This window comes from Vibrio eleionomae (assembly GCF_009874545.1).
Lineage (GTDB): Bacteria > Pseudomonadota > Gammaproteobacteria > Enterobacterales > Vibrionaceae > Vibrio > Vibrio nitrifigilis.
The window spans coordinates 72,636-89,980 of the sequence record NZ_WEKT01000007.1 but is presented as its reverse complement, the minus strand read 5'-3'; the positions used below and the strand labels follow the sequence as shown (position 1 = coordinate 89,980).

Annotated in this window: 15 protein-coding genes; 8 read left to right on the top strand and 7 right to left on the bottom strand. The window is 42.6% G+C overall.

The window, feature by feature from the left end:
* Positions 1 to 71: 71 nt before the first annotated feature.
* Together dsbB and nhaB are read right to left on the bottom strand one after the other, a co-directional pair.
* Entirely contained in the window at positions 72 to 602 is a 531-nt protein-coding gene (gene dsbB, locus F9817_RS06365) for a disulfide bond formation protein DsbB (RefSeq protein WP_161154115.1), read from the bottom strand.
* A gap of 78 nt (positions 603 to 680) precedes the next feature.
* Entirely contained in the window at positions 681 to 2,273 is a 1,593-nt protein-coding gene (nhaB, locus tag F9817_RS06360; protein ID WP_161154114.1) for a Na(+)/H(+) antiporter NhaB, read from the bottom strand.
* A gap of 801 nt (positions 2,274 to 3,074) precedes the next feature.
* Here nhaB and fadR point away from each other — a divergent pair.
* A complete protein-coding gene (gene fadR, locus F9817_RS06355) occupies positions 3,075 to 3,914 on the top strand; it encodes a fatty acid metabolism transcriptional regulator FadR (RefSeq protein ID WP_161154113.1) in 840 nt (279 codons plus the stop codon).
* An 80-nt stretch (positions 3,915 to 3,994) separates the two neighbouring features.
* Here the strand turns inward: fadR and F9817_RS06350 are convergent, their stop codons facing one another.
* Positions 3,995 to 5,155 (bottom strand): DUF1887 family protein, encoded by a 1,161-nt coding sequence (locus tag F9817_RS06350; protein ID WP_161154112.1) that lies wholly within the window; start codon positions 5,153 to 5,155, stop codon positions 3,995 to 3,997.
* 378 nt (positions 5,156 to 5,533) lie between these two features.
* On the opposite strand from F9817_RS06350, the gene hinT reads away from it, so the two are divergent.
* From hinT to F9817_RS06315, 7 genes are all read left to right on the top strand, one after another.
* Entirely contained in the window at positions 5,534 to 5,884 is a 351-nt protein-coding gene (gene hinT / locus F9817_RS06345) for a purine nucleoside phosphoramidase (protein WP_161154111.1), read from the top strand.
* A gap of 58 nt (positions 5,885 to 5,942) precedes the next feature.
* Positions 5,943 to 7,334, top strand: coding sequence for a COG3014 family protein (locus tag F9817_RS06340; protein ID WP_161154110.1), 1,392 nt, complete (start codon positions 5,943 to 5,945; stop codon positions 7,332 to 7,334).
* Entirely contained in the window at positions 7,334 to 7,723 is a 390-nt protein-coding gene (locus F9817_RS06335) for a YcfL family putative periplasmic lipoprotein (RefSeq protein ID WP_161154163.1), read from the top strand. Before F9817_RS06340 ends, F9817_RS06335 begins: the two co-directional genes overlap by 1 nt.
* 24 nt (positions 7,724 to 7,747) lie before the next feature.
* Entirely contained in the window at positions 7,748 to 8,338 is a 591-nt protein-coding gene (gene lpoB, locus F9817_RS06330) for a penicillin-binding protein activator LpoB (protein WP_161154109.1), read from the top strand.
* A gap of 30 nt (positions 8,339 to 8,368) precedes the next feature.
* Complete coding sequence (locus F9817_RS06325; protein ID WP_161154108.1) at positions 8,369 to 9,223, top strand: phosphotransferase; 855 nt, start codon at positions 8,369 to 8,371, stop codon at positions 9,221 to 9,223.
* 97 nt (positions 9,224 to 9,320) lie between these two features.
* Complete coding sequence (ycfP, locus tag F9817_RS06320; RefSeq protein ID WP_161154107.1) at positions 9,321 to 9,863, top strand: alpha/beta hydrolase YcfP; 543 nt, start codon at positions 9,321 to 9,323, stop codon at positions 9,861 to 9,863.
* Between the two features lie 486 nt (positions 9,864 to 10,349).
* A complete protein-coding gene (locus tag F9817_RS06315; protein ID WP_161154106.1) occupies positions 10,350 to 11,639 on the top strand; it encodes an FAD-dependent oxidoreductase in 1,290 nt (429 codons plus the stop codon).
* Between the two features lie 64 nt (positions 11,640 to 11,703).
* Here F9817_RS06315 and F9817_RS06310 read toward each other — a convergent pair whose 3' ends face one another.
* The 4 genes from F9817_RS06310 to F9817_RS06295 form a co-directional block, all read right to left on the bottom strand.
* Entirely contained in the window at positions 11,704 to 12,243 is a 540-nt protein-coding gene (locus F9817_RS06310; protein ID WP_161154105.1) for a GNAT family N-acetyltransferase, read from the bottom strand.
* A 65-nt stretch (positions 12,244 to 12,308) separates the two neighbouring features.
* A complete protein-coding gene (locus F9817_RS06305) occupies positions 12,309 to 13,106 on the bottom strand; it encodes a peptidoglycan binding protein CsiV (protein ID WP_161154104.1) in 798 nt (265 codons plus the stop codon).
* An 84-nt stretch (positions 13,107 to 13,190) separates the two neighbouring features.
* The gene (mfd, locus tag F9817_RS06300) at positions 13,191 to 16,655 is read right to left on the bottom strand and encodes a transcription-repair coupling factor (RefSeq protein WP_161154103.1); all 3,465 of its coding nucleotides are present in this window, start codon (positions 16,653 to 16,655) and stop codon (positions 13,191 to 13,193) included.
* 10 nt (positions 16,656 to 16,665) lie between these two features.
* On the bottom strand, positions 16,666 to 17,235 hold the full coding sequence (locus tag F9817_RS06295) for a PilZ domain-containing protein (RefSeq protein WP_161154102.1): 570 nt from the start codon (positions 17,233 to 17,235) through the stop codon (positions 16,666 to 16,668).
* Positions 17,236 to 17,345 lie beyond the last annotated feature (110 nt).

Genomic DNA, 17,345 nt, shown 5'->3' with positions numbered 1-17,345 from the left:
AACAAAAGAGGCGCTAATTCAATTAGCGCCTCTTTTGTATTTAAGAACTACTGCAACGTTTCTGATTTGGATTACCGCAACGTATTTGGCTTACGGCTAAATTGAGCGATAATTACGATGGCCAAAGCAACAAGGTTAGCGGCAAATACGACAACCAGCCATTGAGGCATTGAAAGGCTTAAAAACTGCCACACAATATCACTACAATCCCCGTAGGCTTTAAACATCCATGGCATCCATTTATTCAGGGGCACCCAGTTCGGCAAAGTGACAAAAATGTCACAGGTGTGAAATGGAGAGGGATGCAATTGAAATTCAACATGCTGTAGAGCCAGTGTGAGTCCTTTGATAGCTCCAATTCCCCAACCAGCAAGACCTACCCACCGGAAAAAGCCGTTTTGAGGGGCTATGGCGCCTATAATCGCAGCGATACCAATACTCAGCATGGCAATACGTTCATAGATACACATGACACAAGGTGCTAAGTTCATGACATGTTGGAAGAACAGCGCACAAGACTCGAAGAAAATGATACAAAATAAAAGTAGTATCCAAGCTTTGCGTTGAAGAGAAAAAGTACGTATAGGGTAAAGAGTGTTCACATTCCTATCCTTAAAAAATAAAAGCTCTGATATTTCAGAGCCTTTAATCTTGAATTAGTTTCATTGCTGAGGCAAATATTAATGCCCTGGCACACTACTTCCTATCGCATTGGATGCGTGATGGACAATCCAGCCCATGTCATAGAAGTAATTCGTTATTGGATCAACTAAGAATACAATGCCAAATAAACCCACAACAGCCAGTACAATCGTGTAAGGCAGAGCCATGATGACCATTCGTCCGTACGATAATCGAATGAGAGGAGCTAAAGCCGAAGTCAATAGGAACAAGAAAGCGGCTTGGCCATTAGGGGTAGCAACCGATGGTAAGTTGGTACCGGTATTGATAGCCACTGCGAGTAACGCAAATTGATCAGATGAAATAACACCGTGCATCAGGGCTGTTTTCACTTCATTAATGTATACGGTACCCACAAACACATTATCCGATACCATAGATAGCAAACCATTAGCGACATAAAACAGAGCTAACTGCGTGCCTTTATCTTCGATATGCAAGACCCAATCAATGATAGGGGTGAATAAGTTTTGATCAATGATGACCGCTACTACTGAGAAGAATACAGCCAATAGCGCAGTAAAAGGTAATGCTTCTTCAAAGGCTTTACCTAGTGAATGCTCTTCAACTACTCCTGTAAAAGCAGTTGCCAAGATAATCACAGATAATCCGATCAATCCGACCGCAGCTAAATGCATGGCTAACCCGACGATTAACCATACGGCAATGAGGCCTTGGATGATTAATTTTGCGACATCTTGATTAGTACGGGTTTTTTGTTCTTCGAGATTAAAGTCGACTAAAATTTGACGTACATTAGTTGGTAGCTGTGCTCCGTAGCCAAATAGGTGAAATTTTTCGACCAGAATACAAGTTAAAATACCGCAGACAAAAACAGGAACCGTTACTGGTGCCATACGTAGGATAAACTCACCAAATAGCCACCCAGCTTGATCCGCAATAATTAGGTTCTGTGGTTCACCCACCATCGTCGTCACACCGCCGAGCGCGGTACCAATGCCAGCATGCATTAATAGCGAGCGGAGAAAGCCACGATACTCTTCTAAATCGTCACGGGTGATTTCGGTAATTTGTTCGTCTTTTGTATGATCGTGTCCCGAAGCGTTGTATTGCTGACCGGACGCGACTTTGTGATAAATAGAATAGAACCCAACTGCAACACTGATGATGACAGCTATTACAGTCAATGCATCAAGAAAAGCTGATAAAAACGCAGCTGAGATACAAAAGGCGACAGACAAAGCGATTTTCGAACGTATTCCGAGCAGTATCTTAGTAAAGATAAACAGCAGTAACTGCTTCATAAAATAGATACCAGCAACCATAAAGACCAGTAGCAACAATACTTCAATATTGTTGACCAGCTCGTGTTTAACCTGCTCTGGGCTTGTCATACCTATGATGATAGCTTCTATGGACAGTAGTCCCCCAGGTTGCAATGGGTAACATTTTAACGCCATTGCTAGGGTGAAAATAAATTCCACAACGAGTAACCAACCGGCTGCAAACGGGTTGATTAAAAAGAACACAATCGGGTTAATGATGAGGAATGCAATAATGGCAACTTTGTACCAATCAGGTGCTTTGCCAAGGAAATTTTTGATAAAAGCGTTTCCTAACGATATTGGCATGATGATTACTCTTATCTCTTGTAGTTATGTTTAGACATTGCGAATGACCAAGCCTTTATATGCTCAACGCATGGATACTGTAAGACTGTCAAACTGCGGCTAAAAGAAACTTGTCTATTCCATTGATCTTTCAATCGACAACATTTATCGCATCGATTTAATTTTGGCTTATGGAGAATTAAACGAAAAGTGAAGGAATGTGTGCAGTAACATTACGATTCGTTCCTTGATGTCCAGTTATTCCTCATTAAGCCACAAGATTCGTTAATAGTGTCATTTTTACAACTAGTAACTCAATCTATCCCACTGACGGATCAATGATATCTTTTAAAAAATAGACTAGAACTGTGTTAGCAGCTAGATGTTGTATTAAAAATAAGCCTTATAATAATTAAGCTTATAGGTTACGGTTTGATTTATAACGTGCGCTAAATCTTTACGAGCATATCACAAACTTAGCAAAAGGTTCGAGAAGAACAGAATCTTCTAATTTACTATTTAGGCTTTGATGCATGTCACAAGAAAAATGTTCTTAAAGAGAGGCTTATCGCTTTTATTGTCTCGTTGTAATATTAAAACTGTCAATTGCGTGGTGATTGGTTCGCCGTTTTGTAATAATTTGATACATAAAAGCCTTTGTTTTTAATGGTATAGACTAACAAGTTAATAACAAAACACTCAAAAAAGATCCTTCCCAAGGACATTTTGATAACTTTATCGATGGTTGTTTCCGCTCTCGTTTAGATAGTGGTATGATGAGTAACACTAGACCCATAAATAGAAAAACTGGAAAAGTACTTAATGGTCATTAAGGCAAAAAGCCCAGCAGGTTTTGCTGAAAAATACATTATTGAAAGTATCTGGAACGGACGTTTCCCTCCTGGTTCCATTTTACCCGCCGAGCGTGAATTGTCTGAACTAATAGGCGTGACCAGAACAACGTTACGTGAAGTATTACAACGCCTTGCTCGTGATGGTTGGCTGACGATCCAGCATGGTAAACCGACGAAAGTCAATCAGTTTATGGAAACGTCAGGTTTGCATATCCTAGATACTTTAATGACGTTAGATGCCGATAACGCAACCAGCATTGTTGAAGATTTACTCGCAGCGCGTACCAACATTAGCCCGATCTTTATGCGCTATGCTTTTAAGGTCAATCGTGATACTTCAAAGCGCACTATTCAAAACGTGATTGAGTCCTGCGAAGCGCTTCTCGGTGCTCAATCATGGGATGATTTCTTGGCGCAGTCCCCTTATGCGGACAAAATCGTTCAGGAAGTGAAAGTTGATGGTGAGTGTGATGAAGAAAAGCGTCAGGTTGATCTAAAAGCTCGCACGTTTAATTTCTACGACTACATGTTGTTCCAACGACTCGCATTTCATTCTGGCAATCAGATTTATGGTTTGATTTTTAATGGATTGAAAAAATTGTATGACCGTGTGGGGAGTTATTACTTCTCTAACCCGAAAGCGTGTGCATTAGCGCTGCAATTTTACAAAGAGCTCCTTTCTATTTGTGAGAGTGGATCAAGTGAAATGTTGCCTAACGTGATTCGTCAATACGGTATTGATAGTGCACATCTGTGGAATGAGATGAAAAAAACATTACCGTCTAATTTTACGGAAGACGATAGTTAATCGTTTTTGTAGCCGATGACCCAAAAATCCCGCCAAATGGCGGGATTTTTGGTATTAGTGAGGATAGCAAAAGTTAATGACTAAAGTTCTTCATGCCCACCTGCAGCATTAAACCACAGTGTTAAATGATGTTTTAAATCTTTTAATTCATCTGGACCAATCAAAGCAAGCCCCAAGTCCTCGGCACGAGTGATATCGTTATGTCTCAGAGGTCGAAAGCTAACTAACATTGCTCGGGCTTGCAGACCGCCAAGTAAATCGCGCAATGATTCCAATTTATATAAAGTGTCATCGCCGTCGTCACGCATCCCTTTTGTCTTACATTCTATAATATGCAGTTTGTTGTTAACGACTGTTGCTACATCAAGTTCATTACGTACTTCACGGTCGCCAAGTTGGCGATAAACCTGAACGTTAAGTGAACGGTCTTGAATAGTTGGTAAATCATCTTGAATCTGTTTCACGGTACTATGAACGAGAGTCTCTAGCCATTCTCCGTTGGAAAAACGACGCGCATCTTCATTGGCAAACGTAAGGATACCGTTTTCATACGTAGCAATTTGGGTTTCTACGAGGTCATCTAACAGCATATTGAGTTCTCGATAGCCTTGCTGCTTTTCGGATAGCTCCACATCGAGCTTCTGCTCTTTGCGGCAGGTGGTGGCTAAATAGTTTAATGTTGCTAAACCTGGTCCTAATTCAAGCGCATTACTCGCCCACCGTTCTCCTAACTCATACAGTTTTAAATCCAGTTGGGGGGATACATTGTGTTCAGTAAATTCTCCGCGAGCACCAAAAATAGTTAAATAATCAGCAATAGTGATGTGGTCCTGAACTTGCGTATCTTCATTTTCATCTGGATAAAGCCAACAAAGTTGATCACTGCTCGGCTCAACAACAAAAATTGGCCAATGATAAGACCGGAATACTTCATAAACCGCGAGAAGTCGGTGGCGAAGCCCACAACTCGCATTCAGTTGAATTTCTTCTTTGCGGCTCAATAAATCTTTCGCTAACGTTTGAATGCTGGCTTTAATTTCGCTGATATTACTAACCGAAGGGATGGTGAAGAATTCAGATTGAATGCCTCTACCAGCAAGTACGTTGCTGAGGCGTTCAAACATAATTTGTTGTGAATCATCCCCAATAAAAATGATGTGGCGACACTCAATCCGGCTATCAAAAACCGGAGTAATCAGGCGAATGGGATCCTGATCGATAATGCCAACATGAATGCTCATGAATTCTTATCCTCATGTATGGCTTGCACAGTCTGAATTTATAAAAGGATAGGATGCAAGCACTTAGTAATCATATAACGACCAAGCGAGAAAAAAACAAGGTTCAATGACGAGAAAACCGAGAGATTGAATGATCTTTGACGCGAGCTTAACATGTATGTTCAATACTGGTAACAAACCCAACGAAGCGGGTAACTTCTTTTTCTACGCTAGTTATCGTTTAGACACTCGTATAGGAATTAGTTCATGATTTTATTCATCAAACTATTTGCGCTGCGGTCGATATCAAGAGTCTTTGTTTTTTGATTGAGCTTTAAATCCCCATAGCGCATACTCGTTAGTCATTATGTACCTACTTTATTCTCATGGAGTGAATTCATGGCTGAAGAAACTATTTTTAGCAAAATTATTCGTAAAGAAATCCCATCAGACATTTTGTATCAAGACGAGCTGGTCACTGCGTTTCGAGATATTAATCCACGCGCGCCTAGCCACATATTAATCATTCCTAATAAACTGATTCCAACCGTCAATGATGTGGAAGAAGAGGATGAACTTGCTCTTGGGCGTATGTTTACTGTCGCGCGTAAAATTGCCAAAGAAGAGGGGATTGCTGAAGATGGGTATCGTCTTATCGTGAACACCAATTCTTATGGTGGCCAAGAGGTGTATCACATTCACATGCACCTCTTAGGTGGACGTCCATTAGGACCATTGTTAATGAGTTAATTTTCAAGACGCCTGCCATTCGGCGGGTGTTTTTTCATGTAATGAGTTGGAGTAGTAGGTGGCGACACATAGCAGATATGTCTCGTTGGGGCTGGTCAGTTTACTATTAAGTGGTTGTGCTAACTTTAGTGCGGGTAACTTATTTAGTCATTACAGCGCTCAAAACAAAGATCTATACCAAGCGGTGCAATTAGGTGACTACGCACAAGCTTCTGATGAACTAGATGATGGTATCGCAGGTCCAATACTCGATAACATGGAGTATGGCCGAGTCTATTTTCTAGATCAGCAGTATCCTCAAAGTTTAGCAAGCTTAGATAAAGCAGACCAAGCGGTGAAAGAGCAGCAGGAGCAAGCGGTTATTTCTTTGTCTCAAAGTGCGACTAGTCTTGGTTCTCTGGCCATTAATGATAATTTAAATACTTATACTCCACCTGACTATGAGCTCGGTTTCTTGCACCTTTATCTGGGACTTAACTATCTCAAGCAAGGTAAACTAGAGGATGCGCTGGTTGAAATGCGCCGTGCCAATGCGGTACAAAAATCGGCGCGGGAACGTAGAGAACAGGAATTACAACGCGCTCAAGATAAGATGAAATCTCAGGGAATCTCTCCTAATATTGGCGCGGTGCTTGCTCGTTATCCCGATGCAGGAAACACATTGAAAGCTGTGCAAAATGGCTACCTATTTCTTTTATCAGCAATTTTGTATGAAGCGGATGGTAGCTTAAATGATGCCTATGTGGATTATCGGCGTGCGCTCGCGGTGGCACCGAATAATCCTGCTGTGATTGATGGAACCTTACGCGTAGCGAAGGAGCTTGGCATGCAGCAAGATTTGGTGATGTTGAAGAAGCAATATGGTCAGCCCAAGTCATTGAGCAAGTCTCAGGGGCGAGTCATTATTTTGGATGAGCAAGGTGTTGTGGAACCATTGTCTGGTTGGAAGTTATCCTTACCACTATTTGACAGAAGCAGTGGTACCTCGTTGTATTCTATTGCTTTACCTTATTACCGCCATCAAACGGATAGAGAGAGTGAATCCATCACATTAAACCAGGTAACGGTATCTAATCGATTGTTGGCAGATGTAAATACTATGGCAAGTCAGGACCTAAGTGAACGCTTACCAACAATTATTGTCAGACAGGTATTACGTGTGGTCGCTAAAGATGTATTACGTCGCAGTACCACCCAAGGCAATGATCTCGGTAACTTGGTGTTTAATGTTTGGAATGCACTGACTGAACAACCTGATACGCGAAGTTGGTTAACGCTGCCTGCAAGAGTTGATGCATCAAGCACAGTTGTTGATGCGGGAGAACAAACTCTGCAGGTTGGGGCGAAAACGTATACATTTAAAGTGACTCCACAAGGAACAACCTTGGTATGGCTGTCTCGCCAGGGAGCAAATTCAACCCTTTGGTACAAAGAACTGGGACGATTATGATGAAAATGTGGCTTGTGGCGTTAGCCGCCGTAATAGGATTAGCGGGATGTGCTAACAACACTGCTGGATTACAGGTTGATGGTGCAAATCAGCGCGTGCTGTTTGGTGACCATGTCCTTGGTAGTCGACTTCGGGTAGACGATATCACGACCACGCAAATCAATGGTCATGCTCGAGGAGTGGTGAGATTAATAAGCGAATACAATGGCGATCAATCTATTCAATACCGTTTCTATTGGTATGATGACGATGGGCTTGAAGTGAATATCAATCCCGCTCCGTGGAAACAAGTCGTGATCCATGGTGGTGAAACAGTATCACTATCTGAAGTTTCGGTTAAACCGAAGGGAACTCAATTTAGAGTGCAAATTCGACAGTATAATCAATAACCTTATAGAGTTTGAGGATCCAAAATGAAAAAAGGTATTTGGGCAGTCGTTGGCTTAGCCGTTTTATTAGGTGGGTGTGCGAATAAGGTCTCTTACGGAGACGCTCAAGGTGTAGAAACTGTGACTGCAGATTTTGGGTCGACTGACCTGCAAAAAATTGCCTCAGACATGGTTGATAGCATGATGATGTCTGGCTCTGTGGCGGCGATTACTCAAAATCAACGCCCCATCGTATTTGTAGAACGGATTAAAAATAAAACCAGTGAACATATCGATACGGAATCAATTACCGATACCATCAGTACCAAGATGCTTAATTCTGGTAAGTTCCGCTTTGTGGATATGGGACGAGTTGAGTCTGTTCGTAAACAGCTTAAATTCCAAAATAATGATGAGCTAGTCAATCAAAGTTCAGCGATTCAATTTGGTAAGATGGTTGGTGCTCAATATATGCTATACGGTAACCTCTCGAGTATTGTGAAAAACTCAGGCAGTGACAAAGACGTTTATTACAAGATGACAATGCGTCTTATGGACATTCGCACAGGCTTGATAGAGTGGGCGGATGAAACTGAAATCCGTAAAGACGAGAAACGTAGCCTATTTGGCTTATAAGTGCGCGAGCTAATATAAAGGAGACGGTCAATGGCAAGGATTGGCTGGGCAGAAGCATGTCAACTGGATCCCTCACTGCAGTCATTGACTCGTTTCTTTGATGTTGTCCCCGATTATGCACAAACCCTTACGGGAGGCCTAACTAACCGGTGTTGGAAGGTTGTCTGTCCCGTTAAAGGAGCGTTTGTATGGCGTCCTATCACTTCTATCACACAAGCATTTTCTATTTCACGTTTTCAGGAATATCAAATTCTTAAGGCTATTGAGAAGGAAAATATTGCTCCCCAAGCTGCATTTATTAATGACCAAGGTTTATTAGTCGCATGGCGAGATGGTCATTCTCTTGAACAAGAAGCGGATTTTGATACCGTGTTAAAATGTCTCTCTCGCATTCATTTACTCGACAAGCAACGTATTCCAATTGCGCCTTTTAACTATACCGCTCGTGTCGATCATTACTGGCTTCAACTGCGTGATGAACTCAAAGATGAAGCGCTGGAGAGCTTGTATCAAACATGGCGTTTGCCACCTGCAGTCGATTTAAATCGTACCTGCTTATGCCATTTTGATTTGGGAGGTTATAACTTAGTCAAAAATGACGACAGTATCCAAATTATTGACTGGGAATATGCCGGAATTGCAGACCCTTGTTTAGATTTGGCGTTAAGCATTGTTGCCGCTGACGAAAACCTCCCCGCATCTGTGGCCCGTTACTGTCAGTTAATGAATATCATGGAAGTTGATGAGTGGATCGATGGTGTAAAAAGTTGGTTACCGCGTACCGAAGTGATGGGGCTGTTGTGGTACTTGCTCGCTTATCAGTTACGTGGAGAAGAGTATTACTTAGAACAAGCGACACAGTTAAAACAGAGTTTATGTAATTAGGATCACTGTTTCATCATGAAGCTTGGGTAGAGTAAACAGATACTTATCTAGATAAAATGACTTTAACCAGTTTGCCAATGGAGCGGAGCAGGGACCTATGATTCTTTATTTACACGGTTTTGATTCAACTAGTCCGGGTAATCACGAAAAAATAATGCAGTTGCAGTTTATCGACGACGATGTTCGTTTTATTAGTTACAGTACGCTGCATCCCAAGCATGACATGCAACATTTGCTAAATGAAGTGCAAAAATCGATTGAAAGTAGTGATGATCCTAATCCTTTAATCTGTGGGGTAGGGTTAGGTGGCTACTGGTCTGAGCGCGTTGGATTTTTATGCGGAATTAAGCAGGTATTGTTTAATCCCAACTTACACCCTCAAGCGACAATGGAAGGCGTCATTGATCGGCCTGAAGAGTATGATGATATAGCAACAAAGTGTCGTTCAGATTACCGGGACATCAATCGTAATAGCTGTTTAGTCATTTTATCACGTGATGACGGTGTACTTGATAGCCGTAACTCTGCAGCAGAACTATCACCCTATTACTCTCTGATTTGGGATGAAGCACAACCGCATAAGTTCCCTAAGATTTCTCATCATCTTCAAACAATGAAAACATTTAAAAACGCGTTATAATAAAGTGTCGATGAAGTTTATACCCAAGTGCGCCCATTTAGCCTTGGGTATAGGTTATTTCCCCGCCATTCAATCTAAGCAGTAAGCTCGCTGATTCAGTGACTTTTCCTTCCTACAAATCGGTGTTATCCGGTTCTATTTATAAATATGAGTTTTGTCATTAACTTTACCTATTTAATTCCATGTCCTTAGTGTGGTTTTGCTGGTTTATTCGGCAAAAGAGAGACATTCTTTGGTTGCGTGACAAAATTTGCCCTATATAATGACTCCCATCAAAATAAATTGATAGATATCAAAAAAACGAAGAGTGAGTATGAAACTCACCTAAACTTTGATGTTAATTAAGTTCTTTTTATTGGCAGTTGTGGCTCAAACAAGATAACACCTCAAATTAGTGGATAATTTCTTTTCTATTACCCAATTTTTCAGTTCGGTTTGTGCCGGGCTGAACCACAATTATTAACGTTTATTTTGAGGATTTTTATAGTGACTCGCATTATCGTAGTAGGTGGTGGCGCTGGTGGCCTAGAATTGGTAACCAAACTTGGACGCACTTTAGGGCGTAAAAATCGCGCAACTATCACCTTGGTAGATCGTAAATCTAGCCACTTGTGGAAACCGCTATTACATGAAGTAGCTACGGGTTCATTAGATGAAGGTGTCGATGCATTGAGCTATCGTGCCCACGCTCGTAATCATAGCTTTGACTTCCAGTTAGGCAGTTTAGAGTCTATCGACCGAGACAAAAAAACCATTACGTTATCTGAATTAAGAGATGATTCCGGTGAGCTATTAATGCCTCAGCGTGAGCTGGAATACGATATTCTTGTGATGGCGATCGGTTCAACGTCCAACGACTTCAACACCGAAGGCGTTCGTGACCACTGTATTTTCCTTGATAGCCCTGAACAAGCTCACCGTTTCCGTAGCGAAATGAATAACGAATTCCTTAAATTGCATGCGCGCCATGGGCAAGGTAGTGTTGATATTGCCATTGTTGGTGGTGGGGCAACTGGGGTCGAACTCTCTGCTGAGCTTCATAACGCAGTCACTGAGTTACGTAACTACGGGTTTGGTGATTTAGATTCTAGTAAGCTCAACGTTAACCTTGTAGAAGCGGGTGAACGTATTCTTCCCGCTTTACCACCACGCATCTCTGCAGCCGCTCATCAAGAACTGACTAAACTGGGTGTCAATGTTCGTACCGCTACTATGGTGACTAAAGCGGAAGCGGATGGGTTAGTGACGAAAGATGGTGAAAAGATCCACGCAAAAATCATGGTATGGGCGGCTGGCATTAAAGCTCCTGATTTCATCAAGGATATTGCTGGATTAGAAACAAACCGTATCAATCAACTGGTGGTTAAAGAAACGCTACAAACGACTCGTGATGACGATATCTTTGTTATTGGTGATTTGGCGCAATGTACTCAACCGAATGGTAAATTTGTTCCGCCACGTGCGCAAGCTGCGCATCAGATGTCATCTCTTGCGTTCAAAAACATCATTGCAAAACTGAATGGTCGAGAAATGAAACCTTATATCTATAAAGATCACGGTTCATTAGTCTCTCTTAGCCGTTTCTCTACCGTAGGAAGTCTGATGGGTAACCTAACGAAAGGCTCTATGATGGTTGAAGGGCGTATTGCTCGTATGGTGTACATTTCTCTGTACCGTATGCACCAGATGGCCTTGCACGGCATGATTAAAACAGGCTTGATGATGTTAGTCGGACGCATCAACCGAGTGTTAAGACCTAATTTAAAACTCCATTAAGATTTTTGGTATAAAAAAGCAGCTTTCGAGCTGCTTTTTATTTATGCTTAATAATCAGTTTGAACTAGTCTGGAATAATAGAGTAAACCGCTCCGTCTTTCGGCTGATCATGGTACATGAAACGATTGCGCGCGATCGTTTCCAATTGAGCCCCACACTGTTTGGCTAACAGCTGGCTGGGCAGATTATCTGGATCACACACAATCTCAAGACGTGTCAGTTTAAGTTGGCTGAAACTAAACTCTACCAAGGCATTCAGTGCTTCCTTTCCATACCCTAGCTGTTGATAAGCATCACGAATCCAATACCCTAAACTTGCCATATTAAATGTAGGGTAAAACTCGTTAATAGCGACCATACCAATTAATTCACCGGATTTTCTTAAGTAGACACCAAAGCCATAGGCTTCGGATTTTACCCAGTTTAGGCGTGTGGCTAATATGAATCCTTCTGCTTCATCATGACTGAATTTTGCATGGCACCAATCTACCCATTTGTGCAGTGAGGGCGACGAGCAGATACACTGGCAGAGTTGGTCATTATCATCTAATACAATCAGTTTGAGCTGTAATCGCTGGGTAATAATGTGAAAGTCTGGAACCATAATAATCTTGATCTGCTCGTTGAAATCAATAAAAGGCGCCTAGGGCGCCTTTATAAGCTAACTTATTACTGATTATCATCAGATTGTGGGGCTTTACGTACTTGGATGATCATACCCATCAGTGGATGATCGAGGTAGTGGGTTTCGCCACTACGCATACGCCGTTTTTGATCCATCCGATAACTCTTCAAAAACGTCTCAACTTCTTTGTCTGGTGAGACATTTTCTAAATGACCAAGTTGAACATTTGTATCTTGTTCATCCGGGCTCATTTCAAGCTGTAATTGCTTGTCTTTCAATATGACTTCACGAGTACTTGGGGATTTCAAATCTAAGTCGGTTTTTACATACAGATAGTGTTGAACGTAGACTTGAATCGTACCATCTAATTCATACAAAGGGTTTGCGACGGTTTGTTCTACCACGCCATTAACGCCATTAACAGCTTCTGACGGCGTTTGTTGTTGCTTGCGTTCTGTGCCATCGGGATTAAATTGGCTTGAATAATCATCGCCGGCCTGAATATGAAAAACAGGAGCGCGGGCTTCACCTTCATCTCCTTGACGCCATGCAGTGTGCAGTAATACTTGAAAACCAGCATGCGCCTGTAACGTTTCGGCTTGCGCATCTAATTGATAGTCACTAGGCGGTAAGAGCGTTACCCCTTTTTTTTCTAAGTAACTGGCATCACTAAACGAACCCGCTTTAGAAAGGTTGATAGGTGGTAATACGTTTGGCCAAGATTCACTGACTTTTTCTGCATCCACAGCGCGTTTAAAAAGGATAACTTCTACATCAAATTGTCGTTGTGCCAAGCTCGGCATAGCAACGAGTAAAAGAAGCAAAGGGATCAGTTTTTTCATTATGACTCCGTCATGTTGTGCCAAGCACATAACCACTGAACAATGTCTATCAGTGGTTTGGTTATATCATCGTATTATGCGGCGTTATGCCGCAGGTAGTAAATTCTGCTCAAATTCACCAAGCATATTGGTCACAAAAGCAATGCGCTCTCGGCGGTCGACTAAAGGCAAGGTAAATTTAAACTTAGTCGGTCCATCCATTGCAAACTGTTTGGGCTGAGCCTGCAACAGTTTAACCAAAAACATAGGGTTAATGTCAGCATTTGGATAGAACTCAATATAGCCGCCTTTGTCGTGCGCTTCTATCTTACGTATTTTCAGCGTCCCTGCGTCTAGTTTCAAGCGAGCGATGGCCAATAAATTATTGGTTGCGTCTGGCAGTGGACCAAAGCGGTCAATTAATTCAACCTTGAGCTCTGCAAGCGCGTCTTCTGAGTTGACACTTGCGATCTGTTTGTACATCGATAAGCGAGTATTGATATCAGGGATATAATCATCAGGCAATAAAGCAGGGATGCGCATTTCAACTTCAGTCTGCTCTTTTAACAGTTCATCAAGGGATGGTTCTTTCCCTGATTTTAATGCTTCCACCGCTTGTTCAAGCATTTCCATGTAAAGAGTGAAACCAACCGATTGAATTTGACCACTTTGTTCATCACCCAAGAGCTCGCCAGCGCCACGAATCTCTAAATCGTGAGTGGCGAGGGTAAACCCAGCACCTAAATCTTCTAAAGAGGCAATCGCTTCTAATCGCTTAACGGCGTCTTTGGTCATTGCTTTGGGATGCGGTGTCAGTAAGTAAGCGTACGCTTGGTGGTGAGAGCGCCCCACACGACCTCGCAATTGGTGCAATTGAGCAAGGCCTAATGTATCTGCCCGATCCATGATAATGGTATTGGCGGTAGGTACATCGATACCAGTCTCAATAATGGTGGTACAAACCAATAAATTATAACGTTGGTGATAAAAATCATTCATGATGCGTTCGAGCTCTCGTTCTCGCATCTGACCATGGGCAACAGTAATGCGTGCCTCGGGAATGAGCTTTTCTAAATCTGCAGCGACTTTATCGATGGTCTCAACTTGGTTATGTAAGAAGTAAACTTGACCTCCACGCATGACCTCACGTAATACCGCTTCACGAATAACACTATCTTCGCCTTGACGTACGAACGTTTTCACTGCGCGTCGACGTGCTGGTGGGGTTGCGATTATCGAGAGATCGCGCATACCACTCATTGCCATATTGAGGGTTCGCGGAATTGGGGTTGCGGTCAACGTTAAAATATCAACATCAGCGCGCATAGCTTTGACTTTTTCTTTTTGTCGAACGCCAAAACGGTGCTCTTCATCGACAATTAATAAGCCCAAATCTTGGAACCGTAGATCACTCGATAGAAGTTTGTGTGTACCTACTAAGATGTCAACTTTACCGTCTTCAACATCTTGCATGATTTGCTTCTGTTCTTTTGCAGATTTGAAGCGCGACAAGACTTCAACGCGAATGGGTAAGTTAGCAAAGCGGTCTCGGAAATTTTCAAAATGCTGCTGAGCAAGCAGGGTTGTCGGAACCAATACTGCGACTTGTTTGCTGTTATCTGTTGCCACAAATGCAGCGCGCATAGCGACTTCTGTTTTACCAAAGCCAACATCACCACATACCAATCTATCCATTGCTTTGGCTTGGCACATGTCAGAGAGAACCGCATTAATCGCCATTGCTTGATCGTCGGTTTCTTCAAATGGGAAGGTCGCTTTAAAGTTGGCATACTGTTCCCGATCCAGAGTAAATTTGTGGCCCGGCTTTAGTTCTCGTTTTGCGTAAACATCCAGTAGTTCAGCCGCAACATCGCGAACTTTCTCAGCGGCTTTTCGGCGTGCTTTAGCCCAAGCTTCTCCGCCGAGTTTATGAATTGGCGCTGAATCCTCTGCGCCACCAGAATAGCGACTAATCAGGTTTAATGATGAGACGGGGACATACAGTTTCGCTTCATTTTGATATTCGAGTGTCACGTACTCGGTGGTCATTCCACCTGCTTCAAGCGTTTGCAGTCCAATATAACGGCCAATACCATGGTCGATATGCACCACAGGTTGGCCTGGTTTGAGTTCCGCCAGATTACGTATAACCGCATCACTGTTGGTGTTGACTTTACGGTCTTTGCGGCGTCGTTGTAATACTCGATCTCCGAGAAGGTCACTTTCGCAAATAAAGGCTATTTGGTCGTCACCGTATATAAATCCATGTTCAGCTGCGCCCATCACCATGGTATAGCGGCTATCATTTTGAATCGCTTCATGGAAACTATTGATTGAAGTTGGGCGCAATTTTAGCGGTTGTAGCAATTCCAATAACGCTTCACGTCGCCCTTGAGATTCTACTGAAAAAATGATTTTACCAGGAAACTGCTCAGTAAATTTACGTAGTGCTGATAATGGTTCTTTTTGCTGATGGTTCGCGGCTAAATTGGGTAGGGCATGAGTCGCGATATTAACGCGACCTGCTTTCTCGGTCAGTGCTTCACGCTCTAATTGTACGACAGGCAGTGTTTTTAGTGTCGCGTACAGTTCATCTTTTTTTAGCCAGAGTTCATGCGGTGGCAATAATGGACGCAGTGGGTCAATTTTACGTTGGTCGTAGCGATATGCGGTATCAGCTAAGAAATGATCAATGGCAGGCTCTAGGTTACCCACGGCGACAATTTGTGAATTCTCAGGCAGATAATCAAATAAGGTTTCAGTGTGATCAAAAAACAGAGGTTGCCAGTATTCTATACCAGCAGGCCATGTTCCTTTGCTGACTTGCATGTAAACCGATTCTGGTTCACGACGAGCATCAAAGCGTTGTCGCCAACGGCTACGAAATTCTTCAATTGCCGCTTCTGTTGTCGGAAATTCATGAGCCGGTAGCAATTGAACGTTATCGATTTCATCAACCGAGCGCTGAGTTTCAGGATCGAAGGTGCGAATAGTATCAATTTCATCGTCAAAGAAATCAAAGCGAAACGGTAGATTGCTACCCATTGGGAACAGATCCAAAATCGAACCGCGACTGGCATACTCGCCAGGGCCAAAGACTTGATCAACATGGCGATAACCTGAGTTGTCTAGCTGCAAACGTAATTTGTCCAGCGAAAACTCATCCCCTCGTTTTACCATTAAAGTGTGTTGCAACAAATAGTCACGTGGAGATTGGCGTTGTAGCAACGTGCTAATTGGCACAATCGTTATGCCTTGTTTTAGATGTGGCAACTGATAAAGGCGCGAAATACGCTCAGAAATGATTTCCTGATGAGGGGAAAAATTATCGTAAGGTAATGTTTCCCAATCGGGGAATAGGGCAACTTCCGTGTGAGTAAATTGCTCTATCTCGCTTTGTAGGCGTAATGCTGTTTGTGGGTCAGCAACGGCTAATACGGTGTGACTAGGATGTTGGGTAGCCAGCTCAGCGATGGCAAGCGCAAGGCTTGAACCCGTTAAATTACCATTGAATTTTTTGTCTCCAGCACCGCTTGAGGTGGCTAGAGGAAGTAGTGTCTGTTTAGTCATGGGACGTTAATTATTTTTCTCGATCCAGTGAGCGTTGGCGTAGAAGCTTTTGTTGCTGATGCAGAGCGGCTTTGATGAGTAAGTCTTGGTCTGCATCTCGTAATAAATCATATTTTACCGTAATAAGGTGATGTTCATCATCATGTACTTCGCAAGCCACAACGCTACCGTAGCAGTATATGGCAGCAGAAGGGTGCTCAATAAACAATTTGGCACGCACCGGGGTATTAAGTGCAAGAGGTGTATCGGAATGATAGGCAAACTGACTGGCGCCGAACGTCGCAGTTTTGTAGCGGAACGCGGCACTATCTTCTTGAGATAACATGAACGTTAATAAAAGATTGAGTTTGGCGTTCTGGGTATCCAACAGTTGGCAGACATGGCGAAAATCATTGGATTTCATTTCTAACTTAGCTTGTTCGGTAAGCATGTCTAATTGACTGAATTCGCTAGCAACAATAAAAGGGGTCGGGATTTCACTGACAAACTCTTCGGCAGAAGGCAGTGTATAACCGACCTCAAGGGGTTCAACATTAATATTAAGTGCATGATGCACTGAAAAAAACTCTTGCTCAGTCATGGTCGGTTTTCCTTATTACGCCTGAGTTGATTATCGCTATACAGCCGCAGTAATCAAGTTATGTCCATGTTAGAAGCGTGAAATGGGTGGTAATAAACATCAAATAGTGC

Coding starts and splice junctions, on each gene's coding strand:
- nhaB (WP_161154114.1), bottom strand. CDS start 2,273: ATGCCAATATCGTTAGGAAACGCTTTTATCAAAAATTTCCTTGGCAAA.
- fadR (WP_161154113.1), top strand. CDS start 3,075: ATGGTCATTAAGGCAAAAAGCCCAGCAGGTTTTGCTGAAAAATACATT.
- F9817_RS06350 (WP_161154112.1), bottom strand. CDS start 5,155: ATGAGCATTCATGTTGGCATTATCGATCAGGATCCCATTCGCCTGATT.
- hinT (WP_161154111.1), top strand. CDS start 5,534: ATGGCTGAAGAAACTATTTTTAGCAAAATTATTCGTAAAGAAATCCCA.
- F9817_RS06335 (WP_161154163.1), top strand. CDS start 7,334: ATGAAAATGTGGCTTGTGGCGTTAGCCGCCGTAATAGGATTAGCGGGA.
- lpoB (WP_161154109.1), top strand. CDS start 7,748: ATGAAAAAAGGTATTTGGGCAGTCGTTGGCTTAGCCGTTTTATTAGGT.
- F9817_RS06325 (WP_161154108.1), top strand. CDS start 8,369: ATGGCAAGGATTGGCTGGGCAGAAGCATGTCAACTGGATCCCTCACTG.
- ycfP (WP_161154107.1), top strand. CDS start 9,321: ATGATTCTTTATTTACACGGTTTTGATTCAACTAGTCCGGGTAATCAC.
- F9817_RS06310 (WP_161154105.1), bottom strand. CDS start 12,243: ATGGTTCCAGACTTTCACATTATTACCCAGCGATTACAGCTCAAACTG.
- F9817_RS06305 (WP_161154104.1), bottom strand. CDS start 13,106: ATGAAAAAACTGATCCCTTTGCTTCTTTTACTCGTTGCTATGCCGAGC.
- mfd (WP_161154103.1), bottom strand. CDS start 16,655: ATGACTAAACAGACACTACTTCCTCTAGCCACCTCAAGCGGTGCTGGA.
- F9817_RS06295 (WP_161154102.1), bottom strand. CDS start 17,235: ATGACTGAGCAAGAGTTTTTTTCAGTGCATCATGCACTTAATATTAAT.